This window comes from Kribbella sp. NPDC003505, assembly GCF_040610875.1.
GTDB lineage: Bacteria > Actinomycetota > Actinomycetes > Propionibacteriales > Kribbellaceae > Kribbella.
Genome location: NZ_JBEXNA010000001.1, coordinates 1 through 22,874 on the forward strand (window position 1 = coordinate 1; position 22,874 = coordinate 22,874).

Genomic DNA, 22,874 nt, shown 5'->3' on the forward strand with positions numbered 1-22,874 from the left:
GGTCTCGATGCGGCGCATCGTGGCCTTTGCTCACGTGCGGCGAGATGCCGTGCCGAGTGCCCCGCAGTAGGCGCTGGATTATCAGACATGCCCTAGCCGCGCACCTCGGCGCAGGCCGCGATCCAGCGGTCCAGCACGTCCTTCGCGGCCCCGGAGTCGATCGCCTCGGCCGCGCGGTCCATCCCGCTGCGGATCCGCTCCGTCACGGTGCCGGCCTCCGGCGTGTACGCCGCGAGCGCCGCGCCGGCGTTCAGCAGTACGACGTCCCGCACCGCTCCCGGCTCGCCGTCGACGAGGGCTCGCACGACCTTCGCGTTGTACGCCGCGTCCGCGCCCTTCAACGCCTCCGCGGCCACCGGCTCGATGCCCAGCTCCCGCGGGTCGAGCGTGACCGGTCCCTCGACCTGTCCGCCGCCGACCGTCCACACCTGTGACGTCGTCCGCGTGGTCAGCTCGTCCAGGCCGTCGTCGCCGTGGAACACGAGCGCGTCGATGCCGCGCCGCGCGAGGACACCGGCCATCAGCCCGGCGATCCGGCCGTCGCCGACGCCGACCGCCTGCGCCGACGGGTCCCCCGGGTTCGCGAGCGGGCCGAGGAAGTTGAACGTGGTGGGCACCCCGAGCTCCCGCCGCGGTACGGCGGCATGCCGCAGCGCGGGGTGGAACGCCGGAGCGAAGCAGAACGTGATCCCGACCCGCTCCCCCACCTCGGCCACCTGCGCCGCGGTCAGGTCAAGCGGAATGCCCAGCTCCTCGAGGACGTCCGCCGCGCCGCAGGCCGACGAGGCCGCGCGGTTGCCGTGCTTCAGCACCTTCGCGCCCGCCCCGGCCGCGACGATCGCGGACATCGTGCTGATGTTCACCGTGTGGGCTTGGTCACCACCGGTGCCGACGACGTCCAGCGTCCGGCCGGGCACCGAGATCCGGGTGGCGAAGTCGCGCATCGTGGCGACCAGGCCCTCGACCTCGGTCACGGTCTCGCCCTTGGAGCGCAGCGCGATCACGAACCCGGCGAGCTGCGCGGGTGACGCGGCGCCGGACAGGATCTGCTCCATCGCCCACGCCGTGGCGGTGGCCTCCAGATCCTCACGCCGCAGCAGCGGGTTCAGCACCTGCGGCCAGGTGTAAGCCCCCATGGTGCGTCAGGCGGTGGTGGCGGGGAGCTTGGCCAGCCGCTGCCGGAGCAGCTGCGCGGTGACCTCGGCCAGCTTGATCGGGTCGATCGGGTGCGAGACCGCGCCCTCGGCCCGCGACCAGGTCGCCAGCCAGGCGTCCTGCGGACGGCCCGTGATGACCAGGACCGGCGGGCACTGGAAGATCTCGTCCTTCAGCTGCCGGGCGATCCCCATGCCGCCGGCCGGAACGGCCTCGCCGTCGAGGATGGCCAGGTCGATGCCGCCCTTGTCCATGGTCTTGATGACGGCCGGCTCGGTGGCGCACTCGACGTACTCGAGCTCGGGCAGATCGGCCGCGGGCCGCTTGCCGAGGGCCAGCCGGACGGACTCCCGCGTCGTACGGTCGTCGCTGTAGACCAGGACCTTCAGCGAACGCTCTGAACTCATCGATCCATCCCAAGCTGTGTTCTGAACAAGACTGGACATTCAAACAACACCGCGCATGCTACCGGGGCGCCTGTTCGGCCCGGCGAGCCTGTTCCTCCAAGCGGTCCAGGCGCCGGTCCTCACGGCGGGCCTCACGCTGCGACTCGCGCACCCACTGGACGAAGAGAACGGCGAAGAACACCACGCCGACGATGTCACCCGAGCCCCACAGCAGACCGCCCGCGATGTACTGGTCGTGCAACGGCGAGGGCGGCCAGGACCGGCCGAAACTGGTGTACCAGTCCTCGGCGATCAGCGTGTTCGCGGACATGATCGTGATGCCTAGGAAGGCGTGGAACGGCAGTGTGAGGAACACCAGGATCAGGCGGAACGGGTAGATCACCCGGCCGGGCACCGGGTCAAGCCCGAGCAGCGGCCAGAAGAACAGCGAGCCGACCAGGATGAAGTGCAGGTGCAGCAGGTCATGCAGCACGGTCGAGTGGAGCGTCGCGTCGTACCAGCCGCTGAAATAGAGCGCCCACGGGCTCAGGACGAACAGCGTGAAGCCGATCAGCGGGAAGCAGATCACCTTCGCGAACCGTGAATGCAACACGGAGAGCAACCACTTCCGCGGGCGCTGCGGCAGCGTCCGTAACGCCAGCGTGACCGGCGCGCCGAGCGCCAGCGCGAGCGGCGTCAGCATCGACAGGATCATGTGCTGCACCATGTGCACGCTGATCAGCACGGTGTCGTACGTGCCGAGCGCGGACTGGGTGGCGATCACGGCACTTCCCAGCCCCACCCCGACGAACGAGAAGGTCCGGCCGCGGGACCACTTGTCGCCGCGTTTGCGCAGCTTGTGGACGCCGTACAGGTACAGCGCGCCGAGCACGACGATCACGGCGAGTAACACCGGTTCGAAGGTCCATGCCGTCAGCAACCGGACCGGAGTCAGCGGCTCGATCCGGTCGCCGGGTGTGGCGTGAAGGGGAAGCACGTTTCCACAGTAGGAACAACGGTTCGGCGACATGCACGGGGGTGGTCGTGGCGCTGAACAGCGGGACCGACATAATGACCGCGTGGCCACTGCAACCGCGCTCCCAGCGTCTCGTGAACACGGACACCACGACCGTCCCAGCATGGTCAGTGTCGGCACGATCGTCTGGCTCTCGAGCGAACTGATGTTCTTCGCCGCCCTGTTCGCGGCGTACTTCACGATCCGGTCGGTGACGACCGCTGCCGCCGCCCCTGGGGCGGAGACGCTCTGGCAGCTCTCGACCGAGCGCCTGGACGTGCCGTTCGCCTCGGTGAACACGCTGATCCTGGTCGCGTCGTCGTTCACCTGCCAGTTCGGCGTCTTCGCGGCCGAGCACGGCAAGGTGGGCCGTACCGGCTCGCTGGCGAACCCGCGCAACTGGGGCATGCGTGAGTGGTTCATCCTCACGTACATGATGGGCGCCGTCTTCGTCGCCGGTCAGGTGACCGAGTACACCGCTCTGGTGCAGGAGGGTCTGACGATCTCCTCGAACGCCTACGGCTCGGTGTTCTACCTGGCCACCGGGTTCCACGCGCTGCACGTGACCGGCGGCCTCATCGCCTTCGTGTTCGTCCTGGCCAGGACGTACATGGCTCGTAAGTTCACCCACGAACAGGCCGTCTCGGCGATCGTCGTGTCGTACTACTGGCACTTCGTCGACGTGGTCTGGATCGCCCTGTTCGCGACCATCTACCTGCTCAAATGAGTGAGAAGAGACCTTCCTTGTCACCGGCGCGCTTTCTCTCCGCGCGACGACGGCACCGGTCCGCCGGCCTCGTCGTGCTCCTGTTCGGCCTCCTGGCAGTGGGCTCGGCGTACGCCGCCTTCGCCCCTGACAACGCGGTGGCGGACAACTCGGCCCAGTCCCAGCAGATCGAGGAGGGCAAGAAGCTCTTCGCGGTCGGCTGCGCCAGCTGCCACGGCCTGAACGCCGAGGGCGGCGGGAACGGCGAGGGCAAGATGGCCGGCCCGTCGCTGATCGGCGTCGGCGCCGCCGCCGTCGACTTCCAGGTCGGTACCGGCCGGATGCCGGCGATGCAGCCGGGCGCGCAGATCCCGCGCAAGGCCCCGGCGTACACGGAGGAGGAGATCGAGGCCCTGGCCGCGTACGTCGCCTCGCTCGCCCCCGGTCCCGCGGTGCCGGCGTCGGAGTCGTACGACGTGAGCAAGGCCACCGACGAGCAGGTCACCCGCGGTGGCGAGCTGTTCCGCACCAACTGCACGGCCTGCCACAACTTCGCCGGTCGCGGTGGCGCGCTGCCGAACGGCAAGTACGCACCGTCGCTGATGGGTGTCAGTGAGAAGCACATCTACGAAGCCATGCTGACCGGTCCGCAGCAGATGCCGGTCTTCTCCGACCAGGTCATGCAGCCGGAGGACAAGCGCGACATCATCGCGTACCTGAAGGCCCTGCAGACCCAGAAGGACCCGGGCGGGTTCGGACTGGGCCGGCTCGGCCCGGTGTCCGAGGGCCTCTGGGGCTGGTTCGTCGGAATCGGCCTGCTGGTGGGCGTAGCGGTCTGGATCGGCGCCAAGGGCGTCAAGGCCAAGGGAGCGAAGGCAAGTGAGTGAGCGAAGCGAACTCACCAATGAGCACAGCAGCGACTGTCGGCGCTCATTCGCGCCCGCAGCGAAGCGAGGACGCGAATGAGTGACGACAAGAACCTTCCGGTGAAGCCGGAGGACGAGCACGGCAGCGCCGTCGAGGTGGCGGAGCCGATCCCGGACCCCGGCCTGGAGCCGCACGAGCCGCGGATCACCGACATCGACCCGAAGGCGGCCGACCGCGTCGAGCGCCAGGTGTCGGCGATGTTCGGCCTGGCGACGCTGCTGGTGCTGGGCGCCTGCGTGGCGTACTTCGCGATCCCGCGGGACTCGATCCTCGAGTTCGGCCCGCTGTCCGGCAACGCGAACAACATGGTCATCGGCCTGTGCATCGGGCTCGCGCTGTTCCTGATCGGGGCGGGCGCGATCCAGTGGGCCAAGAAGCTGATGGTCGACGAGGAGATCTCCGAGGAGCGGCACCCGGCGCACTCCTCGCCGCAGCAGATCGCCGAGATCACCGAGGCGTTCCAGCAGGGCACGGCGGAGTCCGGCTTCACCCGGCGCAAGATGATCCGCAACTCGCTGATCGGTGCGCTCGGCGTCCTCGGCCTGCCGGCCATCATCCTGCTCCGCGACCTCGGCCCGCTGCCGGGCCGGGCGCTGTACAACACGATCTGGGCGAAGGGCATCCGGGTCGTCAACGACGTCACCGACCGCCCGATCAAGCCGTCCGACATGGTCGTCGGCCAGCTGGTCAACGCGGCGCCGGCGAACCTGGCCCCGCTGCAGGAGGAGAGCCCGGTCGAGTACCAGAACGCCAAGGCCAAGGCCGCGGTGATCGTGGTCCGGATCAAGCCCAGCGAGATCCGCACCCCACCGGGCCGGGAGAACTGGGGCGTCGACGGCATCCTGTGCTACTCGAAGATCTGCACCCACGTGGGCTGCCCGATCTCCCTGTACGAGCAGACCACGCACCACGTGCTCTGCCCGTGCCACCAGTCGACCTTCGACCTCGCTGACGGCGCCAAGGTCGTTTTCGGTCCTGCGGCCCGGCCGCTGCCTCAGCTACCGTTGGCAGTGGACAGTGAGGGCTACCTGGTTGCGCAGAGCGGCTTCCACGAGCCGGTCGGCCCGAGCTTCTTCGAACGAGGGTGACAACAGTGTCAACAAGCACAGAGTTCCCTGGACCGGTCAAGTGGGTCGACGATCGCCTCGGCATCGCCAAGATCGGCAAGAAGAACCTGCGGAAGGTCTTCCCCGACCACTGGTCCTTCATGCTGGGCGAGATCGCGCTCTACAGCTTCATCATCCTGATCCTGACCGGCACCTTCCTGACGTTCTGGTTCAAGCCCTCGATGGCCGAGGTCGAGTACCAGGGTTCGTACAGCCTGCTCAAGGGTCTGCACATGTCGGAGGCCTACGCCTCCACGCTGGACATCACCTTCGACGTCCGCGGCGGTCTGCTGGTCCGGCAGATCCATCACTGGGCGGCTGTGCTGTTCATCGCCGCGATGATGGTGCACCTGCTCCGGATGTTCTTCACCGGCGCGTTCCGCAAGCCGCGGGAACTGAACTGGCTGATCGGCTTCGGGATGCTGTTCCTGGGCATCGTCGAGGGCTTCATCGGCTACGGCCTCCCCGACGACCTGCTGTCCGGCACCGGTCTGCGGATCACCAACGGCATGATCCAGGCGTCACCCGTGGTCGGCACGTACATGAACTTCTTCATCTTCGGCGGTGAGTTCCCCGGCGACGACTTCGTCTCCCGGTTCTTCATCGTCCATGTACTGCTGATACCGGGCATCATCCTGGCGCTGGTCACGGTGCACCTGTTCCTGGTCGTGTACCACAAGCACACGCAGTACGCCGGCCCCGGCCGGACGCAGAAGAACGTGGTCGGCTACCCGCTGTTCCCGGTGTACACGGCCAAGGCCGGCGGCTTCTTCTTCGTGGTGTTCGGCATCACCGCGCTGATGGGCGCACTGATGCAGATCAACCCGGTCTGGCTGTACGGGCCGTACAACCCGGCCGAGGTGACCGCGGGATCGCAGCCGGACTGGTACATGGGCTGGCTGGAAGGCTCGGTCCGGATCTTCCCGGGCTTCGAGTCGACGTTCTGGGGCATCACGATCAGCTGGAACCTGCTGATCCCGGCCCTGATCATCCCGCCGGCGTTCGTCACGATCGTCGCGCTGTATCCGTTCATCGAGGGCTGGATCACCGGCGACAAGCGCGAGCACCACCTGCTCGACCGGCCGCGGGACGTGCCGACCCGGACCGGTATCGGCGTCGCGTTCATCACCTTCTACGCGCTGCTGTGGATCGGTGGCGGTAACGACCTGATCGCCACCCACTTCGGCATCTCACTGAACAACGTGACGTGGTTCCTACGGTTCGCGGTAATCCTCGGCCCGATCCTGGGCTTCTGGATCGCGCGCCGCTGGGCGATCTCGCTGCAGCGGGCCGACCAGGAGCGGCTGATGCACGGTCTGGAGACCGGCGTGATCATGCGCGACGCGGACGGCAAGTACACCGAGAAGCACCAGCCGATCTCGACGTACGAGGCGTACTCGCTGACCGCGCGGGACCGGGTGGTGCCGCACGAGCTCGGTCCGGAGACGGACGAGAACGGGGTCCGCGCCCCGCGCCGGGCGCTGCACAAGGCCCGCGCCGCGCTGTCCCGCTTCTACTATGCCGACGCCGTCCAGAAGCCGACCACCCAAGAGCTCGAGGAGGCGCACGAGCACGCTCACGACGCCGACGAGATCCACGAGCTGACGGAGGACACCGAGACGTACCGCGAGGTCACCAGCGACCGCTCCTGACGTCGTACGTAGTGCGAAGGGCCCCGGCATCTGCCGGGGCCCTTTCGTTTACCCCAGTGCGTCCGAGACCGCGCTCAGGTACTCCTTGACCACGGTCTGGTCGTCGGGGCCAAGGCCCTGGGTGGTGACGATCAGGCGGTCCAGGAGCGGGCCGAAGAACTGCCAGCCGAGCGCGACCGCGCTGTCCGAGACCTGGAGACGGGTGCTGCGGCCGTCTGTGCGGCTTCTGAGGCGTTCGACATGGCCGGCGGCCTCCAGGCGGTGGATGACCGCCGTCGTCGCTTGAGAGGTCATTCCAAGCTGCTGAGCGAGCCATCCTGGTGTTGCGTCCACTCCGGCGCGTTCGGCGTCCAGGAGGCGTACGAGCGCCCGGACGTCGGTGCCGTGCAGGCCGGTCGTCCGCGCGAACTCCCCTACCGCCAGCTCGAGCCGCAGGGCGACCTCGCGCAGCAAGTGCACCACGTCCAGCGCGGCGGCCCGATCCGGGTCGGACGGTGTCACTCCTTCTCGCATACGGTTCAATTTACCTCACTGAGTGAGCTATTCTCGGCAGCATGAGCTTTCAGGACGCGTACGACGATCTGCTCGCCCGCTGGGGCGTGCCGGTCGAGCAGCTCGAGCTGACCGACGAGTTCGGTACGACGCACGTGAACGCGTGCGGCCCTGCGGACGGGCCGCCCGTCGTCCTGCTTCCGGGTCACGGCGCGACCTCGCCGGTGTGGTTCGCGGTCGCCCCGCGGCTCGCGGAGCAGTACCGGGTGTACGCGGTCGACCTGATCGTGGACGCGGGCCGCAGTACCAACACCGGCCGGACCCCTAAGACACCGGACGACCTGCACAGCTGGCTTTCCACCACGTTCGACGGCCTCGGCATCGAGCGGGCTGCGCTGTGTGGTCACTCGTACGGCGCCTGGATCGCGCTCACGTACGCGATCGCTCACCCGGAGCGGGTCGAGCGCCTGGCTCTCCTCGACCCGACGGACTGCTGGACCGGTCTGCGCCTCCCGTACATCCTCAGAGCGCTGCCGAGCCTGCTGCGCCCCTCCCGCGAGCGGACCGCCTCGTTCTTGCGCTGGGAGACCCAGGGCCTGCCCCTCGACCCCCAAGTCCTGGAGCTGGCCGGTCTGGCCGCGGAGCAGCCGTCTACACCGTTCGTCCGCACCAAACGCCCCAGCGACGACCAACTGCGCGACATCACTCCCCTGGTCTTCGTCGCCGGCCGCAGCAAGAGCCAGGACGCCGCCCACCTCACCCGCCGAGTCACAACGCTCTCCCCCGCCGCAACCGTCGTACAGCTCGACACTGCAACCCACCATTCGCTGCCTGCACTGCATGCCGACGAGGTCGCTCCGCCGCTACTGGCGCATCTGGTCAGGAATCGATAAGCACGCAACTGACGTCGCGTCTAGCGTTGGGGCATGACTGAGGTACTGGCAGAGCTGCAGGATCGGACCTTTGAGCGTGCCACGGCAGCGACGGCGAGCACCTATCCGCCGGAGCGCCGGCTCACCGCCGAGCAGTTGACGAGCTATCTGGGGCGCCGTGAGTACGCAGTGGTCGGCACCAGCCGGCCGGACGGGCGGCCGCACGCGTCGATGTCGATGTACATCCGCAGCGGTAGCGCTTTCTGGCTGCCTGCTGTGGGCGGCTCGGTCCGCGCTCGCAACCTGCGGACCAACCCCTGGCTGACGCTGGTGGTCGCCGAGAACGACGACGAGAGCCACATCGCCGTCATCGCCGAGGGGCCTGCCCAGCTGGTCGGGCTCGACGACCTCCCCGACGACCTGCGCACAGCTGTCGATCGAAGCTGGCCCAATGTCTGGAAGTGGGTCGACGTCTGGATCGTGCTGAACACCGAGCGCGTTCTCTCGTACGCCGCTGAGGACGCCCAGCCGTAGTCCGCGGCGGGTGTGGGCTGTGTGGGCCCACGAAAAGCCCACAAAATAAGGGGATTCCGGCTCGGAAACTGTCGGTGGCGCCGTCTAGAGTCGATGCCATGGAACTTCTGGGCGAGCGGCCGGTGTGGTCGATGAGTGGCAGCGAACTGCTGTCCACTCTCGACGAGCTGGAGGCCGAGCTGGCCCGCCGGGAGGCGTACCGGTTGAGCGTGATCGCCGCGATCGAGTCCACCGGGTACGCCGAAGAGCTCGGCGCCCGCGACACCGCCGAACTGCTGCGGTTCCGGTACCGCCTGGACGCCCCGGCCGCCCGCCGCACCCTCCGCCTGGCCCAGACCGCCCCGCACTACCCGGCCGTCTCGGCCGCCCTCGAGGACACTGCCTCCTGCGAGGAGACCGACGACGATGCTGGCGGTGCTGGCGGTGCTGGTGCTGGTGGTGGTGGTGGCTGGTTGCTGCGGCCGGCGCAGGCGGCCGCGATCGTATTCGGGCTGGACCGGGTCCGCTCCCGGGTGCCGGTGGAGCATCTGGACGCGGCCGCGGAGCAGCTGGTCGGGCTGGCCGGTCATCTGTCGCCCGGTGAGCTGCGCACGGCCGCGAAGGAGATCGCCGACCTGCTGGACTCCGACGGCCCCGAACCCGACGAGCACAAGGCCTACGCCCGGGAGTCCCTGACGCTGTCGGCCGCGGACAACGGCGTGAAGTTCAAGGGCTTCCTGGCCAACGAGAACGCCGAGCTGTTGCGCGCGGTCGTGCACGCCGGTGCCCGCCCGCACAAGACCGTCGACGGCGAACACGACCCGCGGCCACGCGACAAGCGCCAGGCCGACGCGCTGTCCGGCGCCCTGGGCATCGCCGCCGCCGTGTGGGACACCACCGGCCCCACCACCGGCCCCACACCCGGCCCCACACCCGGCCCCGCCACGGGCACCGCGGGCACCGAGGACACCGCGGGCACTGAGGACACCGCGGGTACAGGTGGCGCCGCGCGCACCGCGGGTACAGGGGACATCGCAGCCGTGGCTTCGGCGGCTGAGAGCGCCGAGGACACCGAGAACACAGCGGGCGTCGCGGGCGCCGCGGGGACAGGTGGTCGGGTGGCCGGGTATGGTGCGAAGGCGATTATCACGGTCACGATCGATTTCGACGACCTGAAGGCCGCGACCGCGGACGCGGTCGGGCGCACCGTCTACAGCGGCGGGCTGTCCGCGGCCACGATCCGGCGGCTGGCCTGCGACGCGAACATCATCCCGCTGGTACTGGGCTCGAACTCCGAACCGCTCGACGTCGGCCGCCGCGTGCGGCTGGTCACCACGGCGATGCGCCGCGCCCTGGAGGCCCGCGACCGCGGCTGCGTGGTCTGCGGAGCCCCGCCGGTCATGTGCGACGCCCACCACCTGATCTCCTGGATCGACGGCGGCCACACCAAAGTCTCGAACCTCGCCCTGCTCTGCCGTCGGCACCACACCGACCTACACAAGGGCCGCTGGCACATCACCATCACCAACGGCGAAGTCCACGTCGCCCGCCCCAGCTGGGCCGACGCGGACCCCGCACGCCCCCACCGCTTCCGCCGACGGGCCGCCGCGCCTAGACCGAACCATCCATCCGCCACGCCACCGGGCGCACTGCCCAGCGCGCTGCTCGGTGGTAGCGAGGTGGTGTCCGATGGCGTGCGTTCGAAGTGGCAGGCGGACGGTGCCGTCCTCCAGGAAGCTGCCGACTTCGCCCTGACCGGACCACCGACCGGCTAGGTCAGAACACAACAACCTCCCGGCCGCGGGCATGCCTGCGTGGTCAAAGGGCAGGAGAGAACCTAGCCTGCCTTGTCGGCGACCAGGCGGCGCCCGCGAGACACCACTGCAGCCGACACCGAGATCAGATGCCGTGCGGGTAACGCGCATGCCGGCAAGGCCGGCCGATAAGACCGTCGCAGCGCAGCGGTGCCCGTTGACCCCGCACAGCACCTGCGGCCACAGACACCTCTGACACCGCGTACCAGCGTCTGGCTCCTTCGGATGGAGACAGCGCTCAGGGACTGCGGAGGGGTCACCCGACCCGCTTCACACCGAGGATCGCGGCAGCTCCCAGCGTGGTGGACAATCCCGCGGCTGTGTAGAGGACGACGTAGCTGCCGTTGCCCAGGGCCAAGATGCCCGGCGCGAGGGCGGGTGCGACGAAGAACGGGAGGGCGCTGGAGATGTTGAAAACTCCCAGGTCCTTTGCGGCGGTGGCCCGGTCGGGGAGTACGTCCGCAACCAGAGCGAGATCGACTGCGACGTACAAGCCGAAGCCGAGGCCGCTGATCGCCGTGCCGGTGAGATAGCCGGCGAACGTGTGGGAGACGGCGATGACGAACATCGCGACGCCGTACAGGATCGACGCGGTGACGACGAGGATCTTTCGCCTGCCGGTCCGGTCCGAGAGGTAGCCACCGACGAGGGATGCGGCGATCAGGACGACGGACTGGGCGAGGGTGCCCAGGAAGATCTGATGCGGTACGTCGGCCTCCGGGCTGCCGATCTGGTCGAGGAGGTAATAGGCCTGGTAGGTAGCGAGGAAGGCGTAGGCCAGCACCAGCAGGAACCGGCTGGTGAACGCCCAGGCGAAATCAGGGCTCGTGCGTGGGTTGAAGTAGAAGGTGCTGAGCAGTTCCCGGACCGACCAGGGCGGCTTGTCGGCCGGGTCGAGACGGCGATCCGTCAGGGTGACCGCGAAGAGCAGGACGAAGAACCCACCGATCGCGCACGGAGCCAGGAACATCAGGAGCCGATTCCCGGTGAACAACTGGACCAGATAGGTCGCGGTCACCGACGCGACGGGCAGACCGATGCCGAGGACACCCGCGACCGAACCGCGTTGATTGACCGGGACCTGGTCCGGCAGGACGGCCACCAGTGCGGCGAGCAGAGCGTTCAGGGCGAGTTGCGCGAGGCACCATCCGACCAGGACGACGGCGATAGTCGGTGCCAGCGCCACGATCAGGATGCCGACGCACCCGCCGCCCAGGCCGGCGACCAGCCGACCCGGTCCGGTTTCCTCACATCAGCGATCAGCCAGGCGAATGCGGCCCACCGCCATCGGCGATGGACCGCACCGGGGAAGTCAGTCGACCTTGGTGAGGCCGGCGGTGACCGGCGCCGGCTTGAAGCCCTTGAAGGCCATCCAGCTGCCGACCGAGAGCTCCCAGCAGGCGATCGGGACGGTGGCGAGCATCGTGATGGCCGAGGTCTGCTCGTTGTGGCCGAACACGGTCGCGACGTTGGCGGTGAACAGCAGCGGCGCCCCGACGAGCCCCAGGGTGGGGATGATCCGCGGGACCAGCCGCGACTGGTACATCAGCGTGCCGAGCAGTACGGCGTTGATGCTGGCCATGAAGCCCGGACCGAGCAGGAACGTCCAGTCGCGGACGGCCACGAGCGCCTGGCTGGTTCCCGTCGTACTGGTGCCGTTCTGGTTCAGGGTGACGACCGCGAGCAGGCTGACGACGCCGGTCATGATGATGGCGGCCTCGAGCAGCCGCGACGTGACGAAGCCGAGGGCGAGGGACTGGTTCTGACGCTTCAGGACCGGGAACAGGGCCACGGCGCTGCCGATGCAGGCGAGGGCGTTGACGAAGTCCAGGAAGCCGGCCGACAGGAGCTGGGTGTCGTGCCCGACGGCGACGGTGAGGTCCGGGTTGACTGCCGAGCCGATGAAGGCGAAGGCGGGCAAGGACGCCGCGAACGTGAGCAGGTAGAAGATGCCTGCTGCGCGGGCGTGATTGCGGGTCGGGTCACTGGTCGCTGTGGTGGGTCGTGCGGTGGTGGTCATGGCTGTCTCCGGTCTTCGGGTCGTGCGGATCTTCGTGGTTGGCGTGCGGAGCGGGCTCCACCTGGGCGACCGAGAGGAGGGGAAGGCCGAGGTCGCGGAGTCGTTGCAGCAGCCCGTGCAGGGCTGCCTGGTCCACGACGGGGCCCCTGATGGTGGTGGTGGCGGTGAGGACGAGCCCGTCGAACCAGGCCGACCACCGCGGATCGAGGCGCCCCTGGAGGCGGATCTCGTACCACTGCGGCGTGCTGTTCACGGGACGCTCCTCTTGTTCGATACCCGCAAACTAGGAGCCGATGTGGTGAGAGGTCCTCACATCATCTGGTGAACTCGGTGATGATCTTCAGCGGCGCTGAGACAGCAGGTTGAGCTGGTGCGCCCGGCGGACCGCAGCACGGCGGTTGTTGACGCCGAGCTTGGCGTAGATGTTCTTGGTGTGGGTCCGCACCGTGTTGAGCGACACGACGAGCCGGCGGGCGATCGACGGCCCGTCGAGATCGCCGGCGAGCAACCGCAGGACATCCAGCTCACGCTCGGTCAGCGGCTCGATCAACCCGTCGCGAGAGGCGGGGACGCCCGCCGCACCCGGGAAGGCGTCCAGGAGTCGCCGTACGTACGACCGGCCAGAGGCCAAGGCAGTGAGCAACTCGGCCATCGGCTGCCCTTGGCTGGAGAAGACCCGCACATAGCCTTCGGGCTCGGCCAGAGTCAGCGCGCGTTCCAGCACCGCCCGGGCCTCCTTGTCGTCCCCGGTCGCCTGCTGGGCGAGCGCCATGAGCGTCAGGAGCTCGATGAGGGTGCCCTGCCTACCGCCGTCCGCGGCCACGGCGATGAGTCGCTCGAGCAGCCCGATGGCGTCCTGCGGCCGCGATCCCTCCGCGAGTAGGACCCGGACGAGAGTCACGTGCTCGTACTCGCTCAGGTACGACGCCTCGTCGTGCACGGATACGCCGTACTCGCGTGCCCACTCCAGGGCGGCGGCCACGTCCCCGTGCGCAGCCAGCATTCGTGCGCGCAGTGCCGGGATCGGTCGCACATTCGGCGCGAAGTCGCCGATGTACACCCGTTCGGCCTCGGCGAGCAGCCCGAGCGCCGCGTCGAGATCACCCTCGGCCTCGCGGAGCTGTGCCATCGCCACCCGCCATCGGTACGGGTTCTGCGGCAGGCCGAACTGCTCCCCGAACTGATCGCCACGTCTCAGATGCTCGGTGGCACCGCTGCGCCTCGCGCAGCCTGCCCTGCGTGATCTCGAGGTCGGCGAGCGTGATGGAGCAGCCGAGGACGTCGGCGACGTACCCGACCCGGTGAAGCCCGTCGGCAGCGGCGGTGTAGCTGCGGTGTGCGGCCTCGAGGTCGCCCGCAGTCCAGGAGGCGATTCCGGCCAGCGCCTCGGCCGAAGCCCTGGTCAGGTGGTCGTGCTCGGGCGCACGGTCGACCGCCGAGCGGGCGTGCGCCAAGGTGCCGCTGCGGTCGCCTCCGATCAGTGCCAGCGCGGCCCGGTACAGCTCGATGCCGCCAGGCAGCCTGGCGAGTTCGAGTTCGTCGACGACCACGATCTCTTCGGGCCCGTTCAACAACTGCTCGATGTGGCGCAACCTGCGCTCGACGTCGCCGAACTCGTTGCCGGCCATCAGCGCGCCGACAAACCCCATCGCGAGCACGGGCCGGCGCTGGACCACGTCATCGGGAAGCTCGTCGATCCAGCGGCGCAAGGTGCGCTCCTGGCGGTTCTTGCGCAGCTTAGGTACGGCGCGCTCGACCATGTCGGCCGCCCGCGCAACGTCACCGGCCGCGAGCGCGTGCCGGACGGCCGGCTCCGGCCGGCCGGCATCGCGGTACCAGTCGGCAGCGCGTCGATGGAGCTCTGCGACGTCGATGTCCTCGTCGACCAGATGGGCGTGGAGGACGTCGCGGAAGAGGTGGTGATACCGATACCAGCGTCGCTGGTCGTCGAGCGGGACCAGGAAGAGATTGGCGCGGTCGAGCCGCTCCAGCATCGCCTTGCCGTCGTGTTCGCCGGTCACCGCATCGCACAGGGGTCCGGTGAGACGGTCCAGAATGCAGGTCGCCAACAGAAACCGCCGTACCGTGTCGGGCTGGCGGTCCAGAACCTCTTCCACGAGGTAGTCGACGACGAAGCGATCGTCTCCGGCGAATCCGGCGATGAAGTCGGCGGCGTCGCCGCGACTGCGAAGTGACAGGACCGCGAGTTGCAGGGCCGCGGCCCACCCCTCCGTGCGCTCCTCGAGTGACGCGATGTCCTCGGCGGTCAGACGCAGGTCGTTCACCTCATTGAGGTAACTGACCGCCTCAGCAAGGGTGAAGCGAAGGTCGGCGGCGCGGATCTCCAGGAGCTCGCCGCGTGCGCGCAGGCGTGCCAGCGGCAGGCCGGGGTCTGCTCGGGTGCTGATGATCAGCCGCAGTTGCGGAGGCAGATGGTCGAGGAGGAAGGTCATTGCCTGCCGGAGGCCGAGGCTGTCGACCAAGTGATAGTCGTCCAGGATCAGGATGACCTCGTCGGGTCGAACGCTCAGCTCGTTCAGAACCACGGTCAACACTGCCTCGATCGGCGTCTGCCCAGCCTGAAGCAGCGGGAGGGCGCTGGCAGCGACGCCTGGAACGGCACGGTCCAGGGCGGTGACGACGTACGTCCAGAACGACGTGGCCTCGCGGTCGCCCTCGTCGAGGGCGACCCACGCGACTGTCGCTCCCGTCGAGGCTGCGTGGTTGTCGATCCACCGTCCCAGCAGGGTGGTCTTGCCGAATCCTGCCGGCGCCGAGACCAGCACCAGGCGGCCGCCCCGAGTCAGGTCTTCGTCCAGCCGTGCCCGCGCGACGAGGCCGGCCCGTGGCACGGGCGGGAAGAACTTGGTCTCGACGAGCGCGTCGGTCATCGCAACCCCGGGGATTTGACGCTATGCCCACGAGAGTAGGACACACGCGCTAGGAGCTGGTGGAAACACAACAGCCTCCCGGCCGCGGGCATGCGGTGGGGAGGCTGTTGGGTCAGAGGGTCAGGAGAGGGCGGAGCCGGCCTTGTAGGCCGCCCAGGTGGTGTTCCAGTCGGTCCAGCCGTTGCCGGGCTCCATGTGGCGGGTGGTGCCGGTGACGATGACCGGGTCGCCGCGGAGGGTCTGGTTGAAGAACCACTGGGCGTCCTTGAGGCTCATGCCGACGCAGCCGTGGCTGACGTTGGCGCTGCCCTGGCTGCCGGACGACCACGGTGCGCCGTGGATGAACTCGCCGGAGCTGGTGACGCGCTGGGCCCACTTCACGTCGGGGATGTTGTAGTACTCGGGGTCGCCGGGCTTGAGGCCGACGGTGGCGGCGTCCATCCGCTTCACCGTGAACTTCTCCATGATCACCTTGACGCCGCTGCGGGTGGTGAAGCCGTCCTTGCCGGCGGTGATCGGGATGGTCCGGGCGAGCTTGCCGTTGATCGTCACCGTCATCGTGTGGGTCTTGACGTTGACGTTGCTGACCACCGACTTGCCAATGCTGAACGCGATCGTCCGGCCGGAGGTGCCCCAGGTGTTGTTGCCGGCGTTGACGCCCTGGGTGTCGATGTTCACCGTCACCTTGGTGCCGGCGGGCCAGTAGTTCTTCGGGCGGTAGTTGACCTGCTTGCTGTTCACCCAGTGCCAGCTGCCGTCGACCGGGACCGACGTCTTCACCGACAGCCGCTTCTCGACCGCGGCGCGGTCCTTGACCGGGTTGTTCCAGAAGATCTGGATCGGCAGCGCGACGCCGACGGTCTCACCGTTCAGCGGGACGACGGAGGCCTTCAGGCTCTTCGACGCCTTCAGCGTCTTGAAGGTCGAGCTGATCGGCACGGTGGCGCCGTCGGTGCCCTCGGCCGAGCCGCTCACCGTGTACGACGCGCCGGGCTTGAGCTGCGGCTGCGACGTCCACTGGGTCTTGTCGGTGTTGAAGCTGCCGGTGACCTTGTCGCCGTCGTCGTCCTTCAGCGTGATCGCGGTCAGCTTGCCGGCCGTGGTGGTCACCGTCACCGGCTTGTCGGGCTGCACCGACGTCGCGCCCTTGGCGGGCACCACCGCGATGCTGGCCGAAGCAGCGGACTCCGACGGAGTGCTCGAGGCATCCGGGGTGCTCGAGGCACCTGGCGTGTTGCTCTGCGACGTCGACGCACCGGGCGTCGACTGGCCACCGCTGCCGTCGGCCTTGGTGTCGCTACAGGCCGTCCCGGCCAGCAGCAGGACGCAGATACCCGCCACGGCAAGGCCGTGCTTCCTCACCGAACCGCTCACCATTCCCCAGCTCTCCCCTGTTTAGTCAAACCGCGGTAAGGGTAACCTGCCGCGGCGACATTTCCCTGCATCCGCTCGCCACCTCACTGGTACGGACCACAACTCTCTGTACCCGGCGGCACTACTCAAGACGCACGAAAACGCCGTCCGGTTCGCTCCCGGACGGCGTTTTTCGTACGACTCTCAACTAGTGAGCGTGGTCACCGCGGTAGTACTCGAAGATGAAACCGCTCAGCGTCACGATGCCGATGCCGACGCCGGCGATGAACAGCCACCACCCGAACACGATGCCGAGGACGACCACCGACAGCGTCAGCGCGCACCACAGCGGCCACCAGGAGTGCGGCGGGAAGAAGCCGAGCTCACCGGCCCCTTCGACGATCTCCGCTTCCTTGCGGTCCTCCGGCCGGGCGTCCATCCGGCGTGCGGTGACGCTCAGGTAGAACGCCACCAGCAGCGACAGGAAGAACGTCATCACCAGCGCGGTGGTGCCGGTCGGGTCCTCTGACATCAGCCAGTAGATCGGCGTGACGACGAGCACGAACACACTCAGGATCCCGAAGACCCAGGCTTCGACCTTCACGCCTTGTCCTTCCCCTCGGTCCCGTCGGCTCCGTCGGTCTGCTCGATCAGGTGCTCGACGCGGCCCTGGTCCTCACCGGCGTCCAGCAGGTTGTCCGCGCCGGCCCGGTTGTCCGGGTACTCCGCCAGCGCCACGTCGGCGTGGTGGAGGTCGAACGCCGGGGACTCCGAGCGGATCCGGGGCAGCTTGACGAAGTTGTGCCGCGGTGGCGGCGAGCTGGTCGCCCACTCCAGCGACCGGCCCCAGCCCCACGGGTCGTCGACGCCGACCGGCGGTGTCTTGCGGGACTTGTAGATGTTGTAGAAGAACGGCAGCATCGACGCGCCCAGGATGAAGGCGCCGACGCTGGACACCTCGTTCAGCGTGGTGAAGCCCTCGTTGGCGCCGTACGACGCGTAGCGCCGCGGCATACCCTCGACGCCCAGCCAGTGCTGCACCAGGAACGTGGTGTGGAAACCGACGAACAGCAGCCAGAAGTGCAGCTTGCCCAGCCGCTCGTCCAGCATCCGCCCGGTGAACTTCGGCCACCAGAAATAGAACCCGGCGAACATCGCGAACACCACCGTGCCGAACACGACGTAGTGGAAGTGCGCGACCACGAAGTACGAGTCGGACAGCTGGTAGTCCAGCGCCGGCGAGGCCAGGATGACGCCGGTCAGACCGCCGAACAGGAAGGTCGTCAGGAACCCGATCGACCACAGCATCGGCGTGTCGAACGACACCGAGCCGCCCCAGATCGTGCCGATCCAGTTGAAGAACTTCACCCCGGTCGGGACCGCGATCAGGAACGTCATGAACGAGAAGAACGGCAGGTTCACCGCACCGGTGACGAACATGTGGTGCGCCCACACCGCCACCGACAGGACCGCGATACCGAGGGTCGCGCTGACCAGACCGATGTAGCCGAAGACCGGCTTGCGGCTGAAGACCGGCAGGATCTCGGTCACGATGCCGAAGAACGGCAACGCGATGATGTAGACCTCGGGATGGCCGAAGAACCAGAACAGATGCTGCCAGAGTATTGGTCCGCCATTGGCCGCGTCGAAGACGTGGGCCCCGAGTGTTCGGTCCGCCTCCAGCACCAGCAGCGCCGCCGCCAGGATCGGGAACGCGATCAGGACGAGGATCGACGTGACCAGGATGTTCCAGGTGAAGATCGGCATCCGGAACATCGTCATACCGGGTGCGCGCATCGTGATGATCGTGGTGATGAAGTTGACCGCACCGAGGATCGTGCCCAGGCCGGCCATCCACAGACCCATGATCCACAGGTCACCGCCGATCCCCGGCGAACGGACCGCGTTCGACAACGGGGCGTAGGCGAACCAGCCGAAGTCGGCGGCACCGCCGGGGGTGAAGAAGCCGCTGATCGTGATCAGGCCGCCGAACAGGAACAGCCAGTAGCTGAACATGTTCAGCCGCGGGAACGCCACATCGGGAGCGCCGATCTGGATCGGCATGATCTCGTTCGCGAAGCCGACGAACAGCGGCGTCGCGAACAGCAGCAGCATGATCGTGCCGTGCATCGTGAAGAGCTGGTTGTAGACCTCTTCGTTCACGATCTGCAGACCCGGCTTGGCCAGCTCGGCGCGGATCAGCAGCGCCATCACGCCGCCGATCAGGAAGAACGCGAACGACGTGACCAGGTACATGTGCCCGATCAGCTTGTGGTCGGTCGTGGTCAGGTACTTGACCAGCAGCTCGCCCTTGGTGCGCCGCCGGGGCAGCGCGGTGGTGCTGCCGATGGCGCCGGTGCGCTCGGCGAAGTCCGTCACTTCTCGCCCCCTGTACCGGGAATGGTGGTGGCGTCGGCGCCACCGGTTGCGGCGCCGGTCTGGCCCTTGGCGGCCAGCTCGCGCAGGTGTGCGTCGTACTCGTCGCGGCTGACCACCTTGACGCTGAAGATCATCCGGCTGTGGTACAGGCCGCAGAGCTCAGCGCACTTGCCGGCGAAGGTGCCGGTCTTGGTCGGGGTCAGCTCGAACTTGTTCGTCTTGCCCGGGATGACGTCGAGCTTGAAGTAGAACGACGGGACCCAGAAGGAGTGGATGACGTCCGGCGAGGTCAGGTCGAAGTGCACCGACTCGTTCACCGGGAGCCACAGCGTCGCGGGCTTGTCCAGCGTGCCGGTCTCCCAGACGCCCTGCTGCCCGTCGACGATGTCCTTGTAGTTGAAGGTCCACTGCCACTGCTGGCCCACCACGTTCACGGTGTGCTGCGCATTGGCGCTCATCTTCGTGACCTGGTTGCCGTGCTCGACGGTGTAGAAGAAGAGCACGCCGATGATCGCGAACGGCGCCAGGGTGTAGAGCACCTCGAGCGGCAGGTTGTAGCGCACCTGCCGGGGTGCGTCGTCGGAGCGCTTGCGGTACCGCACGACGACCCACAGGATCAGGCCCCAGACCATTACGCCCACGATCAGGGCGGCGATCCAGGCCCCGATCCAGAGGCTGCGGATGGCCTCGGTCCGGTCCGATGCGCCCTCGGGCAGACCGAGTCGTTTCCACTGCTCAGTGGTCGCCGTCGAGCAACCGGTCAGCAGCAGGGTGCCCAGCACCACTGCACTGCCGACCAGCAGGCGACGCTTCGCCGGCCGTGTGGCGCCGGCAGAACCTGCCGGTCGCTCCTCCACTCCGGGCGTGCCGTTCGAACCCACGGGGCGCCTTTCCCTTCCCAAGTGAGACTGACGACCAAACACTACTGGACACCTTTCGCGTCTCTGCGCATAGGTAGGGCTTAGCGTTTCCCGTGTGAGCGAGCGTACGTATCTGGACGCCGCGTCGGCCGAGCCGATGCACCCCGCGGCACGGGAGATGTTGCTCTCGGCAGTGGATTCCGGATGGGCCGATCCGGTGCGTCTGCACCACGAGGGCCGGACCGCGAGATTGCTGCTGGACAACGCCCGGGCGGTGCTTGCCGAGGCGGTCGGCGTACGGCCGGACGAGCTGTACCTGACCACCTCGGGGACGGCGGCGATCCAGGCCGGTCTGACCGCTCTCCAGGCCGCCCGCCGCCGCGTCGGGACCACAGTGGTCCACACGGCTGTCGAGCACTCTGCTGTCCTGCACAGTGCCGGCGCTGACGGCGTCGAGGTCGGGGTGGACGTTCAGGGCCGGGTGGATCAGGAGGCGTTCGAGGACGCGGTACGGCGACCTGCCGTGGCGGTGGCTGCGGTTCAGTCCGCCAACCACGAGGTCGGTACCAGGCAGCCGATCGCCGCGCTCGCGCAGGCCTGTGGCAGCGTGCCCCTGTTCGTGGACGCCTCGGCGTCGGTGGGGCACGACGCGCTGCCGGAGGGGTGGTCGGCGCTGGCCGCCAGCGCGCACAAGTGGGGCGGACCGGCCGGTGTGGGGTTGCTCGCTGTGAAGAAGGGCACGCGGATCGCACCGGCGTGGCCGCTGGACGAGCGGGAGGACGGCCTCTCCCCTGGGTTCCCGAACGTACCCAACACGCTGGCCGCCGCCGCTGCGTTACAGGCCCGGCTGGCCGAGGCCGAAGAGCTCGACAAGCAGCACAGGGCCTGGATCGACGAGGTACGGCGTCGCGTGGCGGCTGACATCCCCGACGTGGAGGTTGTTGGCGACCCGGCGGACCGCCTGCCGCACATCCTCACGTTCTCCTGTCTGTACGTGGACGGTGAGGCGCTGGTGACCGCACTGGACACTGAGGGGTTCGCCGTCTCCAGCGGTTCAGCGTGTACGTCGAGCACGCTCCGCCCCTCCCACGTACTCGCGGCGATGGGCGTCCTCACCCACGGAAACGTCCGGGTCTCTCTCGCACGCGACACCAGCCACGACGACGTACAACGGCTCTGTGCAGTGCTACCAGGGATCGTGCGGCGGATCCGGGCGGAGGTGGGGATGTGAACATGGACCTGGATTGCACCGGCCTGCTCTGCCCACTCCCGGTGATCAAATTGGCCAAGACGCTACCGACCGTTGCCGTCGGCGACACGGTCACCGTGCTGGCCGACGACCCGGCCGCGGCGACCGACATCCCCGCCTGGTGCCGGATGCGGTCCCAGGAGCTGGTGTCGGCCGGGGAAAACCAGTACGTCGTCCGGCGGGTCAGCTGACACACTGCGCCGCGTGACCGACTTCGCGCACAAGCCGACCCTGTCCGGGGACCTGGTCGTCCTGCGACCTGTGGATGAGGGTGACTACGAGGCACTCGCCGTCGCGATGGCGGACCCGGACGTCGCTCGCCTGACCGGCAGCCACGGCGAGATCGGCGAGGAGAAGGCCCGCGAGTGGTACCGGACCCGCCAGGACCAGACCGATCGACTGGACCTCGCCATCGTCGACAAGGCCGCAGGAGCCGTCGTGGGTGAGGCCGTGCTCAACGAGTGGGACCCTGACAACCAGAGCTGCAACTTCCGGATCTTGATCGGGCCGTCCGGCCGAGGCCGCGGCCTCGGGACCGAGGCGACCCGGCTGATCGTCGGCTACGGCATCGAGCAGCTGAAGCTGCACCGGATCAGCCTGGGCGTCTACGCCTTCAACCCGCGCGCCCAGCGCGCCTACGAGAAGGCCGGCTTCACCACTGAGGGCGTACTCCGAGACGCCCTGCTCTGGGACGGCGAGTGGGTGGACGAGGTCGTGATGTCCGTCCTGGCTCAGGACTGGGTACCGTCGGAGGGTGATCCGAGCTGACCGCATCGCTGTGCTGACCGGGGCCGGGATCTCGACGGCGTCGGGGATCCCGGACTTTCGGGGACCGCAGGGCGTCTGGACGAAGGACCCGGCGGCAGAGGCGATGTTCGACATCGACGAGTACGTCGCCAGTCGCGAGGTCCGCGTGGCGACCTGGAAGCACCGGCTCTCGGTGCCGGCCTGGACAGTGCAGCCGAACCCGGGCCACCTCGCCCTGGTCGAGCTGGAGCGGCAGGGCCGCCTGACCGGCCTGATCACGCAGAACGTCGACGGGCTGCACCAGAAGGCCGGCTCTTCGCCGGAGCTGGTCCACGAACTGCACGGCACGGTCTGGTACGTCGACTGTCTGCAGTGCGACCGGCGGATCCCGATGGCCGACGTCCTCCCCCGGCTCGAGTCAGGCGACGAGGATCCGGCGTGTGAGGTCTGTGGCGGCATCTTGAAGTCCGCCACGGTCTCGTTCGGCCAATCCCTCGAGAGGGTCGTCCTGGACCGAGCCGTCGCGGCCGCCGAGGCAGCAGACCTGTTCCTGGCTGTCGGCACGTCGCTGCAGGTCTACCCGGCCGCTGGCCTGTGTGACCTCGCACTGAACGCCGGGAAGCCGCTGGTGATCCTGAACGCGCAGCCGACGCCGTACGACGAGCACGCGACGACAGTGCTGCGCACACCGATCGAGACCACGCTGCCGGACCTCGTGACCTTACCGTGATCTTCGA

23 protein-coding genes and 1 pseudogene are annotated in these 22,874 nt (G+C 68.3%); 11 read left to right on the forward strand and 13 right to left on the reverse strand.

Annotated elements, in window-relative coordinates:
* Positions 1-92: 92 nt before the first annotated feature.
* The 3 genes from trpD to ABZX12_RS00015 are packed head-to-tail and all read right to left on the reverse strand — an operon-like array spanning position 93 to position 2,538.
* The gene (gene trpD, locus ABZX12_RS00005) at positions 93-1,136 is read right to left on the reverse strand and encodes an anthranilate phosphoribosyltransferase (RefSeq protein WP_355688320.1); all 1,044 of its coding nucleotides are present in this window, start codon (positions 1,134-1,136) and stop codon (positions 93-95) included.
* Positions 1,137-1,142: 6 nt separating this feature from the next.
* Positions 1,143-1,562, reverse strand: a complete 420-nt coding sequence (locus ABZX12_RS00010; protein WP_355688321.1) for a hypothetical protein — start codon at positions 1,560-1,562, stop codon at positions 1,143-1,145.
* A 58-nt stretch (positions 1,563-1,620) separates the two neighbouring features.
* Entirely contained in the window at positions 1,621-2,538 is a 918-nt protein-coding gene (locus ABZX12_RS00015) for a cytochrome c oxidase assembly protein (protein ID WP_355688323.1), read from the reverse strand.
* Positions 2,539-2,620: 82 nt separating this feature from the next.
* On the opposite strand from ABZX12_RS00015, the gene ABZX12_RS00020 reads away from it, so the two are divergent.
* The 4 genes from ABZX12_RS00020 to ABZX12_RS00035 all read left to right on the forward strand — a co-directional run bounded on the left by ABZX12_RS00020 (position 2,621) and on the right by ABZX12_RS00035 (position 6,947).
* Positions 2,621-3,283 (forward strand): heme-copper oxidase subunit III, encoded by a 663-nt coding sequence (locus tag ABZX12_RS00020; RefSeq protein WP_355688324.1) that lies wholly within the window; start codon positions 2,621-2,623, stop codon positions 3,281-3,283.
* Positions 3,280-4,149 (forward strand): cytochrome c, encoded by an 870-nt coding sequence (locus tag ABZX12_RS00025; RefSeq protein WP_355688326.1) that lies wholly within the window; start codon positions 3,280-3,282, stop codon positions 4,147-4,149. The genes ABZX12_RS00020 and ABZX12_RS00025 overlap by 4 nt, the downstream gene beginning before the upstream one ends.
* A 75-nt stretch (positions 4,150-4,224) precedes the next feature.
* Positions 4,225-5,277: a Rieske 2Fe-2S domain-containing protein gene (locus ABZX12_RS00030; RefSeq protein ID WP_355688328.1), complete on the forward strand. Its 1,053-nt coding sequence runs from the start codon at positions 4,225-4,227 to the stop codon at positions 5,275-5,277.
* Positions 5,274-6,947, forward strand: coding sequence for a cytochrome bc complex cytochrome b subunit (locus ABZX12_RS00035; RefSeq protein ID WP_355688330.1), 1,674 nt, complete (start codon positions 5,274-5,276; stop codon positions 6,945-6,947). Before ABZX12_RS00030 ends, ABZX12_RS00035 begins: the two co-directional genes overlap by 4 nt.
* Positions 6,948-6,995: 48 nt before the next feature.
* Here ABZX12_RS00035 and ABZX12_RS00040 read toward each other — a convergent pair whose 3' ends face one another.
* On the reverse strand, positions 6,996-7,460 hold the full coding sequence (locus ABZX12_RS00040) for a MarR family transcriptional regulator (protein WP_355688332.1): 465 nt from the start codon (positions 7,458-7,460) through the stop codon (positions 6,996-6,998).
* Between the two features lie 41 nt (positions 7,461-7,501).
* Between ABZX12_RS00040 and ABZX12_RS00045 the strand changes: the two genes are divergently transcribed.
* The 3 genes from ABZX12_RS00045 to ABZX12_RS00055 all read left to right on the forward strand — a co-directional run bounded on the left by ABZX12_RS00045 (position 7,502) and on the right by ABZX12_RS00055 (position 10,599).
* Positions 7,502-8,332 carry an alpha/beta fold hydrolase gene (locus ABZX12_RS00045; protein WP_355688334.1) on the forward strand — a complete coding sequence of 277 codons (831 nt, stop codon included), beginning with the start codon at positions 7,502-7,504 and terminating at the stop codon, positions 8,330-8,332.
* Positions 8,333-8,365: 33 nt separating this feature from the next.
* Positions 8,366-8,845, forward strand: a complete 480-nt coding sequence (locus tag ABZX12_RS00050; RefSeq protein ID WP_355688335.1) for a pyridoxamine 5'-phosphate oxidase family protein — start codon at positions 8,366-8,368, stop codon at positions 8,843-8,845.
* A 98-nt stretch (positions 8,846-8,943) separates the two neighbouring features.
* A complete protein-coding gene (locus ABZX12_RS00055; RefSeq protein WP_355688336.1) occupies positions 8,944-10,599 on the forward strand; it encodes a DUF222 domain-containing protein in 1,656 nt (551 codons plus the stop codon).
* Positions 10,600-10,894: 295 nt separating this feature from the next.
* On the opposite strand, the gene ABZX12_RS00060 is transcribed toward ABZX12_RS00055, so the two are convergent.
* The 9 genes and pseudogenes from ABZX12_RS00060 to coxB all read right to left on the reverse strand — a co-directional run bounded on the left by ABZX12_RS00060 (position 10,895) and on the right by coxB (position 20,162).
* Positions 10,895-11,866 (reverse strand): MFS transporter, encoded by a 972-nt coding sequence (locus ABZX12_RS00060; protein WP_355689706.1) that lies wholly within the window; start codon positions 11,864-11,866, stop codon positions 10,895-10,897.
* An 84-nt stretch (positions 11,867-11,950) separates the two neighbouring features.
* The gene (locus tag ABZX12_RS00065; protein WP_355688337.1) at positions 11,951-12,658 is read right to left on the reverse strand and encodes a DUF4386 domain-containing protein; all 708 of its coding nucleotides are present in this window, start codon (positions 12,656-12,658) and stop codon (positions 11,951-11,953) included.
* On the reverse strand, positions 12,621-12,911 hold the full coding sequence (locus ABZX12_RS00070) for a hypothetical protein (protein ID WP_355688339.1): 291 nt from the start codon (positions 12,909-12,911) through the stop codon (positions 12,621-12,623). The genes ABZX12_RS00065 and ABZX12_RS00070 overlap by 38 nt, the downstream gene beginning before the upstream one ends.
* Positions 12,912-12,998: 87 nt before the next feature.
* On the reverse strand, positions 12,999-13,310 hold the full coding sequence (locus ABZX12_RS00075) for a LuxR C-terminal-related transcriptional regulator (protein WP_355689707.1): 312 nt from the start codon (positions 13,308-13,310) through the stop codon (positions 12,999-13,001).
* 33 nt (positions 13,311-13,343) lie between these two features.
* Positions 13,344-15,549, reverse strand: a pseudogene (locus ABZX12_RS00080) (helix-turn-helix transcriptional regulator); the annotation flags it as partial.
* Between the two features lie 120 nt (positions 15,550-15,669).
* Positions 15,670-16,911: an Ig-like domain-containing protein gene (locus tag ABZX12_RS00085; protein ID WP_355688340.1), complete on the reverse strand. Its 1,242-nt coding sequence runs from the start codon at positions 16,909-16,911 to the stop codon at positions 15,670-15,672.
* A gap of 199 nt (positions 16,912-17,110) precedes the next feature.
* Positions 17,111-17,506, reverse strand: coding sequence for a cytochrome c oxidase subunit 4 (locus tag ABZX12_RS00090; RefSeq protein ID WP_355688342.1), 396 nt, complete (start codon positions 17,504-17,506; stop codon positions 17,111-17,113).
* Positions 17,503-19,281, reverse strand: coding sequence for a cytochrome c oxidase subunit I (ctaD, locus tag ABZX12_RS00095; protein WP_355688344.1), 1,779 nt, complete (start codon positions 19,279-19,281; stop codon positions 17,503-17,505). The genes ABZX12_RS00090 and ctaD overlap by 4 nt, the downstream gene beginning before the upstream one ends.
* Entirely contained in the window at positions 19,278-20,162 is an 885-nt protein-coding gene (gene coxB, locus ABZX12_RS00100) for a cytochrome c oxidase subunit II (RefSeq protein WP_355688346.1), read from the reverse strand. Before coxB ends, ctaD begins: the two co-directional genes overlap by 4 nt.
* A 94-nt stretch (positions 20,163-20,256) precedes the next feature.
* Here coxB and ABZX12_RS00105 point away from each other — a divergent pair, with 94 nt between their 5' ends.
* Genes ABZX12_RS00105 through ABZX12_RS00120 form a run of 4 tightly spaced genes read left to right on the forward strand, consistent with a single transcriptional unit; the run spans position 20,257 to position 22,867 of the window.
* The gene (locus ABZX12_RS00105) at positions 20,257-21,372 is read left to right on the forward strand and encodes an aminotransferase class V-fold PLP-dependent enzyme (protein WP_355688348.1); all 1,116 of its coding nucleotides are present in this window, start codon (positions 20,257-20,259) and stop codon (positions 21,370-21,372) included.
* A gap of 2 nt (positions 21,373-21,374) precedes the next feature.
* Positions 21,375-21,581, forward strand: coding sequence for a sulfurtransferase TusA family protein (locus ABZX12_RS00110; RefSeq protein ID WP_355688350.1), 207 nt, complete (start codon positions 21,375-21,377; stop codon positions 21,579-21,581).
* Positions 21,582-21,594: 13 nt separating this feature from the next.
* Positions 21,595-22,158: a GNAT family protein gene (locus tag ABZX12_RS00115; RefSeq protein WP_355688352.1), complete on the forward strand. Its 564-nt coding sequence runs from the start codon at positions 21,595-21,597 to the stop codon at positions 22,156-22,158.
* Positions 22,145-22,867 (forward strand): Sir2 family NAD-dependent protein deacetylase, encoded by a 723-nt coding sequence (locus tag ABZX12_RS00120; protein WP_355688354.1) that lies wholly within the window; start codon positions 22,145-22,147, stop codon positions 22,865-22,867. The genes ABZX12_RS00115 and ABZX12_RS00120 overlap by 14 nt, the downstream gene beginning before the upstream one ends.
* Positions 22,868-22,874: the final 7 nt, after the last annotated feature.

Coding starts and splice junctions, on each gene's coding strand:
- trpD (WP_355688320.1), bottom strand. CDS start 1,136: ATGGGGGCTTACACCTGGCCGCAGGTGCTGAACCCGCTGCTGCGGCGT.
- ABZX12_RS00010 (WP_355688321.1), bottom strand. CDS start 1,562: ATGAGTTCAGAGCGTTCGCTGAAGGTCCTGGTCTACAGCGACGACCGT.
- ABZX12_RS00025 (WP_355688326.1), top strand. CDS start 3,280: ATGAGTGAGAAGAGACCTTCCTTGTCACCGGCGCGCTTTCTCTCCGCG.
- ABZX12_RS00030 (WP_355688328.1), top strand. CDS start 4,225: ATGAGTGACGACAAGAACCTTCCGGTGAAGCCGGAGGACGAGCACGGC.
- ABZX12_RS00040 (WP_355688332.1), bottom strand. CDS start 7,460: ATGCGAGAAGGAGTGACACCGTCCGACCCGGATCGGGCCGCCGCGCTG.
- ABZX12_RS00045 (WP_355688334.1), top strand. CDS start 7,502: ATGAGCTTTCAGGACGCGTACGACGATCTGCTCGCCCGCTGGGGCGTG.
- ABZX12_RS00050 (WP_355688335.1), top strand. CDS start 8,366: ATGACTGAGGTACTGGCAGAGCTGCAGGATCGGACCTTTGAGCGTGCC.
- ABZX12_RS00055 (WP_355688336.1), top strand. CDS start 8,944: ATGGAACTTCTGGGCGAGCGGCCGGTGTGGTCGATGAGTGGCAGCGAA.
- ABZX12_RS00065 (WP_355688337.1), bottom strand. CDS start 12,658: ATGACCACCACCGCACGACCCACCACAGCGACCAGTGACCCGACCCGC.
- ABZX12_RS00075 (WP_355689707.1), bottom strand. CDS start 13,310: ATGGCCGAGTTGCTCACTGCCTTGGCCTCTGGCCGGTCGTACGTACGG.
- ABZX12_RS00110 (WP_355688350.1), top strand. CDS start 21,375: ATGGACCTGGATTGCACCGGCCTGCTCTGCCCACTCCCGGTGATCAAA.